The organism is Rhizobium sp. RU35A (assembly GCF_900156005.1).
Classification (GTDB): Bacteria; Pseudomonadota; Alphaproteobacteria; order Rhizobiales; family Rhizobiaceae; genus Neorhizobium; species Neorhizobium straminoryzae.
Map to the genome: position 1 here is coordinate 17728 of NZ_FTMR01000005.1, position 16673 is coordinate 34400.

12 protein-coding genes are annotated in these 16673 nt (G+C 62.2%); 5 read left to right on the forward strand and 7 right to left on the reverse strand.

Annotated features, from left to right (window positions below; translation table 11 throughout):
* Nucleotides 1-208: 208 nt before the first annotated feature.
* Nucleotides 209-1987, forward strand: coding sequence for a methyl-accepting chemotaxis protein (locus F3H95_RS12480; RefSeq protein ID WP_149746247.1), 1779 nt, complete (start codon nucleotides 209-211; stop codon nucleotides 1985-1987).
* Between the two features lie 265 nt (nucleotides 1988-2252).
* Here the strand turns inward: F3H95_RS12480 and F3H95_RS12485 are convergent, their stop codons facing one another.
* Nucleotides 2253-2522 carry a hypothetical protein gene (locus tag F3H95_RS12485; protein WP_143127684.1) on the reverse strand — a complete coding sequence of 90 codons (270 nt, stop codon included), beginning with the start codon at nucleotides 2520-2522 and terminating at the stop codon, nucleotides 2253-2255.
* A 524-nt stretch (nucleotides 2523-3046) separates the two neighbouring features.
* Nucleotides 3047-3301 (reverse strand): hypothetical protein, encoded by a 255-nt coding sequence (locus F3H95_RS12490; RefSeq protein ID WP_149746248.1) that lies wholly within the window; start codon nucleotides 3299-3301, stop codon nucleotides 3047-3049.
* Between the two features lie 422 nt (nucleotides 3302-3723).
* On the opposite strand from F3H95_RS12490, the gene F3H95_RS12495 reads away from it, so the two are divergent.
* From F3H95_RS12495 to F3H95_RS12505, 3 genes are all read left to right on the forward strand, one after another.
* Nucleotides 3724-3918: a hypothetical protein gene (locus F3H95_RS12495; protein WP_149746249.1), complete on the forward strand. Its 195-nt coding sequence runs from the start codon at nucleotides 3724-3726 to the stop codon at nucleotides 3916-3918.
* A gap of 127 nt (nucleotides 3919-4045) precedes the next feature.
* The gene (locus F3H95_RS12500; protein ID WP_149746250.1) at nucleotides 4046-6943 is read left to right on the forward strand and encodes a PAS domain-containing protein; all 2898 of its coding nucleotides are present in this window, start codon (nucleotides 4046-4048) and stop codon (nucleotides 6941-6943) included.
* 65 nt (nucleotides 6944-7008) lie between these two features.
* Nucleotides 7009-7572 (forward strand): GNAT family N-acetyltransferase, encoded by a 564-nt coding sequence (locus F3H95_RS12505; protein ID WP_149746477.1) that lies wholly within the window; start codon nucleotides 7009-7011, stop codon nucleotides 7570-7572.
* A gap of 75 nt (nucleotides 7573-7647) precedes the next feature.
* Here F3H95_RS12505 and F3H95_RS12510 read toward each other — a convergent pair whose 3' ends face one another.
* Nucleotides 7648-8895, reverse strand: a complete 1248-nt coding sequence (locus F3H95_RS12510; RefSeq protein ID WP_149746251.1) for an AGE family epimerase/isomerase — start codon at nucleotides 8893-8895, stop codon at nucleotides 7648-7650.
* Nucleotides 8896-9062: 167 nt separating this feature from the next.
* On the opposite strand from F3H95_RS12510, the gene metH reads away from it, so the two are divergent.
* Nucleotides 9063-12836: a methionine synthase gene (metH, locus tag F3H95_RS12515; RefSeq protein ID WP_149746252.1), complete on the forward strand. Its 3774-nt coding sequence runs from the start codon at nucleotides 9063-9065 to the stop codon at nucleotides 12834-12836.
* Between the two features lie 399 nt (nucleotides 12837-13235).
* On the opposite strand, the gene F3H95_RS12520 is transcribed toward metH, so the two are convergent.
* The 4 genes from F3H95_RS12520 to F3H95_RS12535 all read right to left on the reverse strand — a co-directional run bounded on the left by F3H95_RS12520 (nucleotide 13236) and on the right by F3H95_RS12535 (nucleotide 16665).
* Nucleotides 13236-13532 carry a HigA family addiction module antitoxin gene (locus F3H95_RS12520; protein ID WP_149746478.1) on the reverse strand — a complete coding sequence of 99 codons (297 nt, stop codon included), beginning with the start codon at nucleotides 13530-13532 and terminating at the stop codon, nucleotides 13236-13238.
* An 83-nt stretch (nucleotides 13533-13615) separates the two neighbouring features.
* Nucleotides 13616-14485 carry a protein phosphatase 2C domain-containing protein gene (locus F3H95_RS12525; RefSeq protein WP_149746253.1) on the reverse strand — a complete coding sequence of 290 codons (870 nt, stop codon included), beginning with the start codon at nucleotides 14483-14485 and terminating at the stop codon, nucleotides 13616-13618.
* Nucleotides 14486-14491: 6 nt separating this feature from the next.
* The gene (locus F3H95_RS12530; RefSeq protein ID WP_143127676.1) at nucleotides 14492-15535 is read right to left on the reverse strand and encodes a zinc-dependent alcohol dehydrogenase family protein; all 1044 of its coding nucleotides are present in this window, start codon (nucleotides 15533-15535) and stop codon (nucleotides 14492-14494) included.
* A 68-nt stretch (nucleotides 15536-15603) separates the two neighbouring features.
* A complete protein-coding gene (locus F3H95_RS12535) occupies nucleotides 15604-16665 on the reverse strand; it encodes an ABC transporter ATP-binding protein (RefSeq protein WP_149746254.1) in 1062 nt (353 codons plus the stop codon).
* Nucleotides 16666-16673: the final 8 nt, after the last annotated feature.

The following is a 16673-nucleotide window of genomic DNA, read 5'->3' on the forward strand; positions in this document are numbered from 1 at the left end:
ATCACCCGTTCACAAGGGGTTTCACGGCTGCACCCCAATTCTGCATGACACATATTAGCAGTCTGTTCTTAACTGCTGTTTCAGTCTGTCTGTCGGAATCTGAGAGGGAGGCTGCATCGGATTGACGTGTTTCCGCTCACGCCAAGGCCCCGACCGTTCCAAACCCTGGTTCCGGTGTCCGTTTGACCGAGTCACCAAGGAGGTAGGAATGCTGGACCTGATGAGCAAGAGCAACCGCGCGCGCATGCGGGCGCTGGACGATGTGTCCGCCAATATCATGATCGCGGATACGCAGCTCAGGATCCGGTATATGAACCAGGCGGTTCGCGGCCTGCTCCAGGAGGCGGAGTCCGATCTCAAGAAGGAATTGCCGAGCTTCAGTGTCAGCACGCTGGTTGGCAGCACGATCGACGTCTTTCACAAGAAGCCGCAACACCAGCGCAGCATGCTGGCGCGGCTGCAGGCGCCACACAAGGCCACCATCTGGGTTGGCAAGCGGGCCTTCGATCTCACGGTGACGCCGCTGAAAGAAGGCGGCAGCGTGATCGGGTTCGCGGTGGAGTGGTTCGACGCCAATGCCCGTCTTCAGAATCTTGATTATCAGAACCAGATGGCAGCCATCAGCCGCGTGCAGGCCATCATCGAGTTCACGCCCCAGGGCAAGGTGGTCACCGCCAACGAAAACTTCTGCAAGGTGCTGGGCTACCGGCTGGACGAGATACAGGGCAAGGACCATGCGATGTTCGTCGAGCCGGACTACGCGGCAAGCCCCGCCTACAAGCAATTCTGGGCCGATCTCAACGAGGGGCGTTATCAGGCGGCCGAATTCACCCGCATCAGCAAGAGTGGCAAGCCCGTCTATATCAGCGCCTCCTACAACCCGATCTTCGATGCCAACGGCAAGGTGGCCAAGGTCGTGAAGTTCGCAACGGACGTGACCGATCGCGTCAAGGCGGTGGGTCGCATCGGCCAGGGCCTGCAGCGTCTGGCTTCCGGGGATCTTGCCACAACCATCGACAAGCCCTTTGCGCCGGACTTCGAGCCGCTGCGGGAAAATTTCAACGAGGCCCTGCGGCAGTTGGGGACCACGCTGCGCTCCGTCTCGCAGTCCACCCAGGAAATCGATACCGGCACGCGCGAAATCAGCCGCAGCGCGCAGGATCTGTCCAAGCGGACGGAACAGCAGGCCGCATCCCTGGAGGAGACCGCTGCAGCCCTCGACCAGATCACCACCAATGTGACCAATTCCTCGCAGCGTGCCGACGAGGCGAAGGCCGCCGCCGCCACCGCAAACTCCAGTGCCGTCAGTTCGGCACGTGTCGTGGCCGATGCGGTCAGCGCCATGGCACGCATCGAATCGTCCTCCGGACAGATTTCCAACATCATCGGCGTGATTGACGAGATCGCCTTCCAGACCAATCTTCTCGCCTTGAATGCTGGCGTCGAGGCTGCCCGTGCCGGCGAGGCGGGCAAGGGCTTTGCGGTGGTCGCGCAGGAAGTGCGCGAACTTGCCCAGCGTTCTGCCGCCGCCGCAAAGGAGATCAAGGGCCTTATCCAGAACTCCTCCGTCGAGGTCGAAAGCGGGGTGCGTCTGGTCAGCGAGACCGGCCAGGTGCTGAAGGCGATCGAGCAGAACATCTCCGCGGTGAACGAGCGGATCGAGGCGATCGCCAATGCTGCCAAGGAGCAGTCCGTTGCCCTTGCCGAGGTGAATTCCGCCATCAACCAGATGGACCAGATGACGCAGCAGAATGCGGCCATGGTCGAGCAGTCGAATGCCGCCAGCGCCGCCCTTGCCAACGAAACCGCCAGCCTTCGCGAACTGCTCGGCCGCTTTGCGCTCGGCGGGCACGGCGGCGCCGTTGCCGTCGGGGCAAGGCCTGCCGTGCAGCAGCGCGCTGCGCCTGCCCGGACACCTGCCCGATCCCGCCCGGCTGTGGCCGTGAGCGGTGCCAACGCCCTCAAGGAAGACTGGGAAGAATTCTGATCCGATGGAGCGTGCCGGCCCGAGAGCACGTCCGAGCCAAAAGTGCGTCAGCGGTTTTGCGTCCGGACTGCGTGAAAACAAAGAGACAGAGCATTTCAGATGATCTGGTTTTCACCGGAAAAGCTCCAGCAACCGGGTTCGGCGCCAGCCAATCGGAGATATCGAATATCCGGAAGTTCCAAAATGAAACGGCTTGCGACAAATCTGTCGCGAGCCGCTTGCTTTGCGCTGGAGATCGTGCCAAAAACTGACACGAACAAGCGTGTCAAGCCGATGCGCTGACCAGCGTGAGGGTGACGGTTTCACTGGAAGACGGGATCTGGTCCTCGATCAGTTCGCGTGCAAGGTCGAAAACACCGGACGGATCATCTTCGCCATTCTCGTCAAGGGCGTCGAGTGCGTTGGTGTAGATCGCCTTTTCGTCGTCTTGTGAAAGAACGCCGTTCTGGACCAGACGACCGATCAGCGAGGTCAGCAGGGCTGCTGACGACAGGGCGCTGGCCTGTGCGCAGAGAAGTTCCGTATCTGTCTTCATGATTGTGTCCCCGTACAAATCAATAGGGATAGTTTGTCAGTTCCTTTGGTGAAAGGAAAGTGGCGATGCGGCATGGCTGTCGCAAATCGCCCCGCAAACCGTCCGAGTGCCGCTCACATTTTATCTCAATCAATTTATGATTGTTTATAGCTGGCGCGCAATACTCTCTTGGGTTGCTGCCCTCCCAAGCGCTTCACTACCCACCTGGCGTTGCAGGTCACCTCGCGCGCGCTGTTCGCGTCGCAGCGGATGGGAAGCCTTGATTGACAAGGCTCGTCCAGTCAAGGGGTCGTTGTCGCGGTCTCTGACTGGGCTTTTCACGGGCTATATTGCCGCGGCGCGCCCGCCACCATGCACGCCTGATTCCGGGCAGGGGGGCACTTTCCGGCGGGGTGGTGCAAGTGTCAAGAACCGCACAATGCGGTGTTTCAAAATGAAGCGATGCCGGACTCCGAAGGAGACGTGGATCTGCGGATCACGCCAGGCAGTAGCATGTGCCGCCACCCGTCAATCGGTCCTCACCGTCACTCTCCAGGCTTTCCGGGTCTTGTCCGCCGCTGGCCACGCTGCGTCGATGTGCCTGCAAGGCTGAGATCCAGACGCTGATAGAATTCGCGGGCGCGCTGCTCGCGGATGCGCGTTTCCAGACGCTCCACCTGTGCCTGCGTTGTTGCCTTCAGCAAGATTTCCAGATCCTCGATCCGTACGCCGTCTGCCTGCATCAGCAGTGCGATGAGCGGGTCTGCCTTGACATCATTGATGCTGAGATCGCTTTCCATGCCCTGTTCCTCCGCAACATGCGCAAAATGTCAGTCAAATACGACATAATTGTAGAGAATTGGTCCGAACCGGTGATTTTTTGACCGACTGCTCTCTGCGGTGGATGGTGAAGGGGCCCGATGCACAGGGCGACCAACGCGGATGCCGCAAAGGCTTGCATGTCAGGCAATCCGAAGCATCCGTGCGCTCTGGACAAGCTGTGGACAATCTGTGGATAGCGCGAGAAAGGGAACAAATGCGTTTTTGCTATGTTCCGTTCTGTTCACTGCTGGCTTCGCTGTGCACGCATCCCGCCTGTGGAAAACCTTTTTGTCGAAAGCCAAGCTCGATCAGCTGCTTGCATGGTTAATTCTTAAGGTTTCCGGTTTTTTATGGAACGTGTGGCCCGATGTGTCGTTATCGGGCTGAACAGGAGGGCGTCATGGTATTCCGGCTTATCGAACAACTTCGCAACCGCAGCGACCTTGCCGAGCCGACAGGCACCTATCCCGATGGTGCCTTTCCTGCAATGCGCTCCATCGGTCTTGCCAACGAGCATCCGCGTCCGCGCAAGTCCTACGAACGGGATCTCGCGGCCGCGAGGCGCCTTGCCGACATGGTTCCCGTCTTCCACTGACCGCGCCGCGCCACCGGGTCTGAAACAAATTCCGATGCATTGTCGCATGTGAATGCTTGCGCCATTGTCTTTGTCCAGTGCTGCGCTATATGCGCGCAAATAACAGGGCAGTGGCGTGGGGCATCGAATGTTTCGTAGGACTGGGCTCTCCGGGCTCGATCTTGATCACCTCTTTAATCTATCTCCCAATCCTTACGTCATCGTCGATCCGCAGCTTGTGATGGTCGGCATGAACGATGCCTATCTTGCTGCCACGATGCAGACGCGCGAGGCGCTGTTGGGCCGCGGCATCTTCGATGCGTTTCCGAGCGATCCGGATTCGGGGCATGGACGCATGCTGCGGCAGTCCTTCGCCAAGGTGTTGCAGACACGGCAGGTGGATCATCTGCCGATCATTCCCTATCCGATCGCCAAGCCGGATGGCTCCATGGAAGAGCGCTTCTGGAGCGCGACCCATACACCGATCCTTGGCGAAGACGGTCAGGTGCGGCTGATCCTGCAGCATACGGTGGATGTGACCGAACTGCACATGTTGCGGCAGGCGGCGCCGCAAAATGCATGGAAGATCGAGACGGACGTGCTGCGGCGAGCCGATGCGGTGCAGGGCGAGAACCTGGCGCTGGGGCGTGAGCGGGAATATCTGCGCGGTCTGTTCGAACAGGCACCGGGCTTCATGGCGGTGCTGCGCGGGCCGACCCACGTGTTCGAGATCGCCAATGCGGCCTATCTGGCGCTTGTGGGGCGCAGTGACCTCATCGGCAAGCCTGTGCGCGAAGCGCTGCCCGATATCAGCGGCCAGGGCTTCTTCGAACTGCTGGATCAGGTCTATCGCACTGGCCAGCCCTACAGCGCGCATGGCGCCATCGTTTCGCTGCAGCGTGGGCCCGATGCCGAGCGGGAGAATCGCTTCCTCGACTTCATCTACCAGCCATTGCGCGACGGCAGCGGCGAGATCATCGGTACCTTCGTACAGGGCCATGACGTGACGGATCTCAAGCGGGCACAGGATGCCGCCAGCGAGAGCGAGAATCGATTCCAGACCCTGGCGCAGTCGCTGCCGAACCATGTCTGGACCGCGACCGCCGAAGGAACGCTGGATTGGGCCAACCTTGCCATGCGCGACTATTCCGGCCTGCCCGAGACACCGGAAGAACTGAGCCGGATTCGTGACCTCGTGCATCACGATGATCTCTCGGTGGTGGCGACGACCTGGGCTACGTCGATCAAGACGGGCGATGCCTATCACACCGAGATGCGGCTGCGCTGCCGGGAAGGCAATTACCGCTGGTTCCTCAGTCGTGCGGTGCCCATCCGCAATGCGCGCGGCGACATTGTCCGCTGGGTCGGCACCAACACGGATATCGAGGAGCAGAAGAAGACGGTCAGCCGGCTGGAAAACCTGGCCAATACGCTTGAAACCCGGGTGGAGGAGCGTACGGCCGAACTGCTGCGCACGCAGGAAGTGTTGCGCCAGAGCCAGAAGATGGAGGCTATCGGCAATCTGGCCGGCGGCATCGCGCACGATTTCAACAATCTTCTGCAGGTCATTACCGGAAACCTGCAATTGCTTGCAAAGGATCTTGCAGGCAACGAGGCGGCCGAGCGGCGGCTGAGCAGTGCGTTGTCCGGAGCCTCGCGTGGCGCGCGCCTTGCCTCCCAGTTGCTCTCGTTCGGGCGACGCCAGCCGCTGGCACCGAAGGTTCTCAATCTCGGCCGGCTGGTGCGGGAAATGGACCACCTGATCCGCCGCAGCCTGGGCGAGGCGATCGAGATCGACACCATCGTCGGTGGTGGTCTGTGGAACACCCTGGTCGACCCATCCAATGTGGAGAATGCCCTTCTCAACCTCGCCATCAATGCGCGCGATGCCATGGACGGGCGCGGGCGCCTGACCATCGAACTCGGCAATGCCTATCTCGACGATCGCTATGCCCAGAACGCCTTCGATGTGGAGCCGGGGCAATATGTTATGCTCGCCGTCAGCGATACCGGCTGCGGCATGCCGCCGGAAGTGCTGTCGCGTGCCTTCGATCCCTTCTTCACCACCAAGCCGGAAGGCAAGGGCACCGGTCTCGGTCTCTCGATGGTCTATGGTTTCGTCAAGCAGTCCGGCGGCCATATCAACATCTACAGCGAACTGGGGAGTGGCACGACGGTGCGCATCTACTTGCCGCGCTCGATGGAGGCCGAGGACATGCTGGCCGAGGATTCCGGCGGTCCGGTGGCTGGTGGCACGGAGACCATTCTGGTGGTGGAGGATGACGAGGCGGTTCGCGACATCACCGTCAGCCTGCTCAGCGAACTCGGTTACAAGGTGCTGAAGGCACGCGATGCGGATAGCGGTCTTGCCATCATCGAAAGTGGCGTGCCGATCGATCTTCTCTTTACCGATGTGGTGATGCCAGGGCGTCTGAAGAGCAGCGAACTGGCCCGCAAGGCCAAGGAGCGCCGACCGGACATCGAGGTCTTGTTCACCTCTGGCTATACCGAAAATTCCATCGTGCATGGCGGCCGGCTGGATCCCGGCGTCAACCTTCTGAGCAAGCCCTATGCCCGCGAAACGCTGGCCCGCAAGATCCGCATGCTGCTGGACAAGGCGAGGCTACGCGGCCCGTCTTCGGACGGTGCAACGACCGTCTCGTCGGCTTCGAGTGGTCCGCCCCCATCGATCCGCGTTCTGCTCTGCGAGGATGAGGCGCTGATCCGCATCTCGACGGCTGATTACCTGCAGGATTTCGGCATGACGGTGGTGGAGGCGGGCACGGCGCGCGAGGCGCTGGAGGCCGTCGATGGGGCCGCGATCGACATTCTTGTGACCGATGTGCACCTGCCGGACATGAATGGCCTCGATCTCCTGCGGCGCATGCGCGACACGCATCCGGACCTGCCGGTGATCTTTGCGACCGGCGACATGCATGTGCCGGGATCGGAGGGGCTTGCGAAGGCAAAGCTGGTGACCAAGCCCTATGATTACGACGTGCTGGCGCGCCGTATCCGCGAGATGGTGGGCGATATCCGCCGTTGACATTCAGTCACGTCTCCCCGAAGTCCTGGCGGGGAACCCGTTTCATGATTGGAAGGCAGTCCTTGATGTTCAGGCCGAGTTTTGATCCGCAGCCGAGCCTTGATGGTCCGTCGATCTCCATCCGGCCGCTCCGGCGCGACGATTGGGACGGGCTGTTTGCTGCTGCCGGCCATCCCGCCGTCTGGGCCGGCCATCCGGCCAGCGACCGCTACACGCGTGAAAAATTCGAACCGTATTTCGGGCTTCTGCTGGACAGCGGCGGAACCGTTGCCGTCATCGACAGGGCAAGAGACACGATCATCGGCTGTTCGCGCTATTACCCGGCGCCGGATCGTGAAGACAGCCTGTCCATCGGCTACACATTCATCAATCATGAATACTGGGGCGGGCGCACCAATTTCGAGCTGAAGCGGCTGATGCTCGATCATGCGTTTGAAACCTATGACGAGGTGTGGTTCCACATCGCGCCGACCAATATCCGCTCCCAGAAGGCGGTGGCAAAGCTTGGCGCGGAAAACATGTATGAGACGGTGCTGAACCTCTCCGGCGTGCCGGCGCCAGGGTTCTGTTTCCGTCTTGGCAAGAATGCCTGGCTTCTGCGCCGCAAGATGCTTGAAGCTGCCGCGTGAGAAGAGACGGCAAGCCGGGCTTGCCACCTGCTGGAGGGGCGCCACCGGCGTAATGGCCGGTGGCTTGAAATTCCCCTAAAGCGCCGCGCCATGTTCCTGAACGACCTTGGTCAGGCTGCCGGTTGCCGGGAAGAGCGGGATAAGGCAGGCCTGCAAGGCGTGATAGATATCGCCCTTGCCGGGAAACAGCGTGTTCGCAGGGATGAGATCCTCGGTGGTTTCTTCGAACCAGCCGCCGTTCTGGCGGTCGAGGAAATGAGCGGCAATCGTCGACCAGATGGTGCGATAGCTCTCCTCGTGGAAGGCGCCCGGCACATGCTGGTTGAGGAAGTGGGCGGCGCCGGCCGCCTCACTCATCGGCCACCACAGCTTGGAGCGCTTGTCGGGCCGGTCCTGCCAGTCGAGCGTATAGAAGAAGCCGCCCTTTTCCTTGTCCCAGCCGAGCGTCATCGAGCGTTCGAACAGGGCCGCGGCCGCCTCCGGCATCCAGGCATGGCGCTTGCCGCCCAGCGCATAAAGCTGCAGCAGCAGGCGTGCCCATTCCAGCCAGTGGCCAGGCGTCGTGCCGGCCGGACGGAACATCTCGTTCGGATGGTAATAGTCGCGGTCGACCACCCATTCCTCGGAGAAATGCTCCGCTACGCGAAAACCTTCTTCGCGGGCGCGGCGGTTGATCAAAAGGTCGGCAATGCTTTCCGCCTTCCTGAGATAATGGCTTTCGCCCGTCGCCTCGAAGGCGGCCATCAGGCTCTCGGTCAGGTGCATGTTGGAATTCTGGCCGCGATAGCCGGGCACCGGCTGCCAGTCTTGCGAAAACTCTTCGGCAATCGCGCCGTGGTGTTCTTCCCAGAATTTCGTCTCGATCACCTCGGTAATGTCGGCCAGCATGCTGTCGGCCAGGGTATGGCCGATCACCTTGGCGGAGGAGGCCGCCAGCAGCACGAAGGCATGACCATACCCCTGCTTGGAGGCGTCGGCTGCCCCATCGTCATTCGCCTGCCAGAAATAGCCGCCGTGGGTCTGGTCGCGATGCTTTTCCCAGAGGTAGCGCATGCCGTGATCCACCACGTCGGCGGCACCCGGGCGGCCGAGCAGGTGGGCGATCGCGAAGCAGTGCACCATGCGGGCGCTGGCGTGAATGCCGCGCACCGGGTTGTGGGTGGTAAGCGGCGCGCCCTGAGGGTCCAGATCGTAGAAACCGCCCTTTGGATTGATGGCGCGGTACTGGAAGAAATCCATCAGGCCTTCCGCCTGGGCAAGAAGCCAGTGGCGATGGTACGGGCGGTCTGCCCAGAGCGAAGGAAGCGGTCCGGCGGCGTTCATGCGAGCTCCGAAACTTGGAATGGCAACGGAACATGCCTATACCGGTCCCGGGAGAGACTGTCATGACCGATTGCAGGCCAGAGCGTTCTCCCGGTAAAATATTGACATAAAGATATCTTTATGTGATTAACCCTGATCTGCCATCCAAGCCCCCGAGGAGAGTGCCTGTGTTTGATCATCTGTTTGGTCCCGAAGGAGCGGCGCGCAACGGTCACGAGATCTTCGAGGCGCTGGCGAAGGCCGCGCGCGAGCGCATTCTCATTCTGGATGGCGCCATGGGCACGCAGATCCAGGGGCTGGGCTTCGATGAGGATCATTTCCGCGGCGAGCGTTTCATCGGCTGCGCCTGCCACCAGCAGGGCAACAACGACCTGCTGATTCTGACGCAGCCGCAGGCGATCGAGGAGATTCACTATCGCTATGCCATGGCGGGCGCGGATATCATCGAGACCAATACCTTCTCCTCCACCCGCATCGCCCAGGCCGATTACCAGATGGAAGGGGCGGTCTACGATCTCAACCGCGAAGGCGCGCAGGTGGTGCGCCGGGCGATCGAGCGGGCGATGCGCGAGGATGGCAAGCGCCGTTTCGTAGCGGGCGCCATCGGTCCGACCAACCGCACCGCGTCCATCTCGCCGGATGTCAACAATCCCGGCTACCGCGCTGTTTCCTTTGATGATCTGCGGCTTGCCTATGCCGAGCAGATCGACGGTCTGATCGATGGCGGCGCCGACATCATCCTGATCGAGACGATCTTCGATACGCTGAACGCCAAGGCGGCGATCTTTGCCTGCGAGGAGCGCTTCGAGGCGAAGGGCATCCGCCTGCCCGTGATGATTTCCGGCACGATCACCGACCTTTCCGGCCGCACGCTGTCCGGCCAGACGCCGACGGCCTTCTGGAATTCCGTCCGCCACGCCAACCCGTTCACCATCGGCTTCAACTGCGCGCTGGGGGCAGATGCCATGCGCCCGCATCTGCAGGAAGTGTCGGCGGTGGCCGATACCTTCGTCTGCGCCTATCCGAATGCCGGCCTGCCGAACGAATTCGGCCAGTACGACCAGTCGCCGGACGACATGGCGCGGCAGGTGCGCGAATTCGCCAGGGAAGGCCTCGTCAACGTGGTCGGCGGCTGCTGCGGCTCTACCCCTGAGCATATCCGCGCCATTGCCGAGACGGTGAAGGAATTTGCCCCGCGCCAGGTGCCGGAACACCGGCCCTTCATGTCGCTCTCCGGTCTCGAACCGTTCACGCTCACCAAGGACATTCCCTTCGTCAACGTGGGCGAGCGCACGAACGTCACGGGCTCGGCCAAATTCCGCAAGCTGATCACAGCTGCCGACTATACCTCGGCACTTGCGGTCGCCCGCGACCAGGTGGAAAACGGCGCGCAGATCATCGACATCAACATGGACGAGGGCCTCATCGATTCCGGCCGCGCCATGGTGGAGTTTTTGAACCTCATCGCTGCCGAGCCGGATATCGCGCGCGTTCCCGTGATGATCGATTCGTCAAAATTCGAGATCATCGAGGCCGGCCTCAAATGCGTGCAGGGCAAGGCCGTGGTCAACTCCATCTCGCTGAAGGAAGGCGAGGAGAATTTTGTCCGGCAGGCCCGTCTGATCCGCCGCTATGGTGCCGCCGTGGTCGTGATGGCCTTCGACGAGCAGGGGCAGGCCGATACCTATGCCCGCAAGGTGGAGATCTGCCGGCGCGCCTACAAGATCCTGACGGAACAGGCGGGCTTTGCGCCGGAAGACATCATCTTCGATCCGAACATCTTCGCGGTCGCCACCGGCATCGAGGAGCATGACAATTACGGCGTCGATTTCATCGAGGCAACGCGCACCATCCGGCAGGAAATGCCACTGGTGCATATTTCCGGCGGTGTTTCGAACCTCTCCTTCTCCTTCCGCGGCAACGAGCCGGTGCGCGAGGCCATGCATGCGGTGTTCCTCTACCACGCCATCCAGGCGGGCATGGACATGGGCATCGTGAATGCCGGCCAGCTGGCGATCTACGAGAACATCGATCCGGACCTGCGCGAGGCCTGCGAGGACGTGGTGCTGAACCGCCGGAAGGATTCGACCGAGCGCATGTTGGAAGTGGCCGAGCGCTTCCGTGGCGCCGGCGCCAAGGAGGCCAAGGCGCAGGATCTCGCCTGGCGCGAGTGGCCGGTGGAAAAGCGCCTGTCGCATGCGCTGGTCAACGGCATCACCGATTTCATCGAGGTGGATACCGAGGAGGCCCGCCAGCAGGCGGAGCGTCCGCTGCATGTCATCGAAGGGCCGCTGATGGCCGGCATGAACGTGGTGGGCGATCTGTTCGGCTCCGGCAAGATGTTTTTGCCGCAGGTGGTGAAATCCGCCCGCGTGATGAAGCAGGCGGTTGCCGTGCTGCTTCCCTACATGGAAGAGGAAAAGCGCCTCAACGGCGGCGACGAGAAGCAGGCCGCCGGCAAGGTGCTGATGGCGACCGTGAAGGGCGATGTGCACGATATCGGCAAGAACATCGTCGGCGTCGTGCTCGCCTGCAACAATTACGAGATCATCGATCTCGGCGTCATGGTGCCGGCGACGAAGATCCTCGAGGTGGCGAAGGAACAGAAGGTCGATATCATCGGCCTCTCCGGCCTCATCACGCCGTCGCTGGATGAAATGGTGCATGTGGCCGCCGAAATGGAGCGCCAGGGCTTTGACGTGCCGCTGCTGATCGGCGGTGCGACCACCAGCCGTGTGCACACGGCCGTCAAAATCCATCCGCAATACAAGGCGGGGCAGGCGGTCTATGTAACGGATGCCAGCCGCGCCGTCGGCGTCGTCTCCAGCCTGCTCGCCGAAGGCGGCCGCGAGGTCTATGTCGAAACGATCCGGGCCGAATATGCCAAGGTGGCGGCGGCCCACGCCCGGGCCGAGGCGGAGAAGGTGCGCCTGCCGATCGAGCGGGCGCGCGCCAATGCGCAGAAGATCGACTGGGCGGCCTATCAGCCGGTTGCGCCAAGCTTTACCGGCACCAAGGTGTTCGAGGATTACGCGCTGGACGAGCTTGTGCCCTATATCGACTGGACGCCCTTCTTCCAGACCTGGGAGTTGAAGGGGCGTTTTCCGGCGATCCTGGAGGACGAAAAGCAGGGCGAGGCGGCGCGCCAGCTCTATGCCGATGCGCAGGCCATGCTGAAAAAGATCGTCGAGGAAAAGTGGTTCCGTCCGCGCGCCGTCATCGGCTTCTGGCCGGCCAATGCGGTGGGCGACGACATCCGCCTGTTCACCGACGAAAGCCGGGCGCAAGACCTGGCTACCTTCTTCACGCTCCGTCAGCAGCTTTCCAAGCGCGATGGCCGTCCGAACGTGGCGCTCAGCGATTTCGTCGCACCGCTCGAGAGCGGCAAGGTGGACTATGTCGGCGGCTTCGTGGTGACGGCCGGCATCGAGGAGGTGGCGATTGCCGAACGCTTCGAGCGCGCCAACGATGATTATTCCTCGATCATGGTCAAGGCGCTCGCCGACCGCTTTGCCGAGGCCTTTGCCGAGCGCATGCATGAACAGGTGCGCCGCGACTATTGGGGCTATGCCAGGGACGAAAGCTTTTCCAACGAAGAGCTGGTGGCGGAAGCCTATGCCGGCATCCGCCCGGCGCCCGGTTATCCCGCCCAGCCCGACCACACCGAAAAGCGCACGCTGTTCGATCTCCTGAAGGCCGAGGAAACGACCGGCGTGGTGCTGACGGAAAGTTTTGCCATGTGGCCCGGCTCCTCCGTCTCCGGCCTCTATATCGGCCATCCCGACAGCTATTACTTTGGCGTGGCCAAGGTGGAGCGCGACCAGGTGGAAGACTATGCCCGTCGCAAGGGCATGGAGATCACCGAGGTTGAACGCTGGCTGGGGCCGGTACTGAACTACGTACCGGTGAGCGGCGAGGAGGCGGTGGACGACGCGGCGTGAGTCCGTCTACCGTCATCGTAGCCCATTAAAGTCAGAAGGAAGAGGCGGGCTGTCCCGCCTCTTCCTTTGTTATCATCGGCCCTTCATCAGGCCCTCGCAGCGCAACTGATCGCGCATGGCTTCTGATCTGCGCAGAGTTCCTGCCTGCATGTCCAGATGGCGGGGGCAGGCTCCGTTCACCTTATGTGGTTTGCACATCAGGCAGCCGGCGCGACGGTTTTTCGGGCGTTTTCGTTTATGATGCATGGTCTGTCTCCGTTTTCCGGCGCGGCCGCAAGCCGCCCGGGCTTCTTGGAGACATCAGTGCCTTGCCTGTAGTCGTTCATATTCTCTGCTCTCTCGGTAGCAAAATCAGATCAATTCTCACGACGAGGCGATGCGCTACGCAGACGCTGCGGATTACGCCGCTTCATACCGCTCGATCCTGTCGAGATCTGCTTGCAGTGCCCTTGCGCTTATCTTCAGGTCGTAGCTCGCCTGCAGGTTCATCCAGAATTCGGGTGAAGTCGTAAAAAACTTCGCCAGCCGCAACCCCGTGTCGGTCGTGACCGGCGCTGTTTCCGTGACGATCCGCTCGATGCGCGTGCGGGGAACGCCAAGTTTCTTCGCAAGGGAGCCTGCGCTCATCGCGAGCGGGAGAAGATATTCCTCGCGGAGAATTTCGCCGGGATGCACAGGCGGAAGAATATCCGGCATCATGTGATCTCCGTCATCTCATGGTTGCGCATGGCGAAAAAATATAACAGCAAAACCAAGAGATGAGGAGAGGCTTTCCGACCTCACCCCTCCACCCGCACCAGCATCGCCGTGGTATCATCGCTCTGCTTGAAGCGTGGGTATTGCAGTCCGTCCGGGTCCACCTCGCGCTCCAGATGCCTGAGTTCCGCGATAAGGGACCCAAGACCGGCGGTGGCGGCGCGGCGGACGAGGTTGGCGGCATCCGTCGTCTTGTAGAGGCTGACGAGATCGGCAAGGCCATCCGAGCAGATCACGGCGGTGGCGCCGCCCGAGAGCGGGATCGTCTGGAGCGCCAGATGGTCGGCCGCCTCGGGGACAAGGCCCAGCGACCAGACCCAGCCCTCCGGCGTGTTCTGTCTGGCACGGCTTGCCCTCAGATCCTGAAGCGTCTGCGGATCGTGAACGAGGGCGCCCGCCGCCCCGATGCCGCCGAGGCGGGAAAGATGGGCGCGGGCGGCGGCCTGTTCCCGTTCGAAGGCCTGGGGCAGGGCGGTCAGCGTCTCGGCGCGACCGTCATCATGCAGGAGATAGACGACGCTGTCCCCGAGGCCGAAGAATTCGAGGCCGCGCTCCGTGACGCGGAGCCCTGCCAGCGCGGCCGCCGGCCAGGCATAGCGTGGCTGTTCGCCCGCCGTCGCATCGAAGAGTGTGCGCGCATCGGCGCTGATGGCGCGCAGCACATCTGCGACCTCCACCTCCGGCGTCAGCTCCACGGCCATCCGCCGCGTCGCGTAATCGGCAATCCAGGCGGCATCTGTGTCATGGCTGGTCATGAACTGCCGGTCGCCGAGGCCGGTGGCGCCGTCCAGCACGAAGGCGGCGGTTCGGTTGGCACCAAAACGGTCCTCGTTGGGACGGCCCGGTTTGCTGGCATCGGAGAGGCTGGCAATGACGTCGAGACGAAAGGTCATGGGAGGTTACTCGAAGCGGTCGATGATGCTGATGCCGCTTTCGCGGAAGCTGTCCATGGCGGGAAGGGCTTCTGCCGCATCGGTGAGGCTGATGTGGCGGCCAATGAGCTTCTCCGGTTGCAGCGTGCCGGCCTCGATCATCGACAGCATGGCATCGTAGCGCCAGGCCTGCATGCCATGGCTGCCATAGATTTCCAGCTCATGGGCGATGACCCGCGCCATCGGGATCTGCGGCATGGCATGGTCGGCCAGCATCAGGCCCACCTGCACATGGCGGCCGCGCCGCCTGAGGTTGGAGATCGAGTTGCAGCAGGTCTGCGGATGGCCGAGCGCATCGACGGAAACATGCGCACCGCCGCCGGTCACCTCGCGCACGGCCTCCGCCACATCGGCCACGTCGCGGCTGTTGATGGTCACATCGGCGCCGAGGTCGCGCGCCAGCGACAGCTTGTCCGCGGCAATGTCGATCGCCACGATGCGCGCGCCAAGTCCCTTGCCGATCATGATGGCCGAGAGGCCGACGCCGCCGCAGCCATGCACGGCAAGCCACTCGCCGCCCTTCAGCCGTCCCTGGTCCACCACGGCGCGGAAGGAGGTGGCGAAGCGGCAGCCAAGGCTCGCCGCCGTCGCATAGGACATGCTTTCCGGCAGCGATACAAGGTTCTGCTCGGCATGGTCGATCGCCACATATTCGGCAAACGAACCCCAGTGGGTGAAGCCCGGCTGGAACTGCGCCTCGCAGACCTGCTGGTTGCCCGAGCGGCATTCATGGCAATGTCCGCATCCGGAGACGAAAGGCACGGTGACGCGGTCACCCACCTTGAAGCGGCGCACGTCACGCCCTGTCGCGGCAATCACACCGGCAAATTCATGGCCCGGCACATGCGGCAGGTGGATATCGGAATCATGCCCCATCCAGCCGTGCCAGTCGCTGCGGCAGAGGCCCGTTGCCTTGACCGCGATCACCACGCCATCGTCGGACGGCGTCGGATCGGGCAGGTTGGCCACCACCGGCGCTTCACCGAAACGTTCGTAATAGAGGGCGCGCATGATCTCGTCTCCTGTCATAAACCGGGCATAGCAGTAGCCTGATTTGCCCGGATCGCAAGAGGCTCGGCTCAGTCCGCCAGCACCATCAGTCCATCCTGCTGCAGCGAAAGCGAAACGGTCTCGCCCGTCTTCGGCAGAACGGCAGACGGCTGGTTGAACATGTCGAAGGAGACGATGTTGCCGCCGAGATCCACCTTGGTGCGCAAAACCGAGCCGAGGAAGTTCGAGGAGATCACGGTGCCGGAGAGCGCCGCATCGCCGTTTGCGGCATCCGCCAGCGTGGCGGCTTCGGGACGGAAGGCGAGGGAGATGCTACTGCCATCGGCCTTGCCCGTGACCGGCTGCGACAGCTGCAGCGTTTTGTTACCGATCTGCACGGTGCCGGCTGCGCCATTCACCAGCACGGCCTGCACCACGTTCAGCGTGCCGACGAAATTGGCGACGAAGCGGGTGGTCGGGCGGTTGTAGATTTCGCCCGGCGTGCCGATCTGGTCGGCCTTGCCGGCATTCATCACCACGATGCGGTCGGAAATGGACAATGCCTCTTCCTGGTCATGCGTGACGAAGACGGTGGTGATGCCAAGCTGGCGCTGGATCTGGCGGATCTCTTCGCGCAGCGACACGCGGATCTTGGCATCGAGCGCCGACAGCGGCTCGTCGAGCAGCAGGACCTGCGGCTTTGGCGCCAGGGCGCGCGCGAGCGCCACGCGCTGCTGCTGGCCACCGGACATCTGGTAGGGGTAGCGGTCGGCCAGATGCTCGAGATGGATCAGCTTCAGCATCTCCTTCACGCGGGTCTCGATCTCGCCCTTCGGCTTGCCTGCCACCTTCAGCCCGAAGGCCACGTTGTCGAAGACATTCATGTTGGGAAACAGCGCATAGGCCTGGAACACCATGCCGATATTGCGCTGGTTGGGGCGAAGGTTGGTCTGGTTCTTGCCGTCGATCTCGATGGTGCCGCCGGTCGGCGTTTCGAAGCCGGCAATCATGCGCAGCACGGTGGTCTTGCCGCAGCCGGACGGGCCGAGGAAGGAAATGAATTCGCCCTTCGCAATCGCCATGTTGAAGTCATGGACGACCTTCACGGTGCCGAAGGATTTTTGCAGATGGGTCAGTGTCAGAAAACTCATGGATAAAA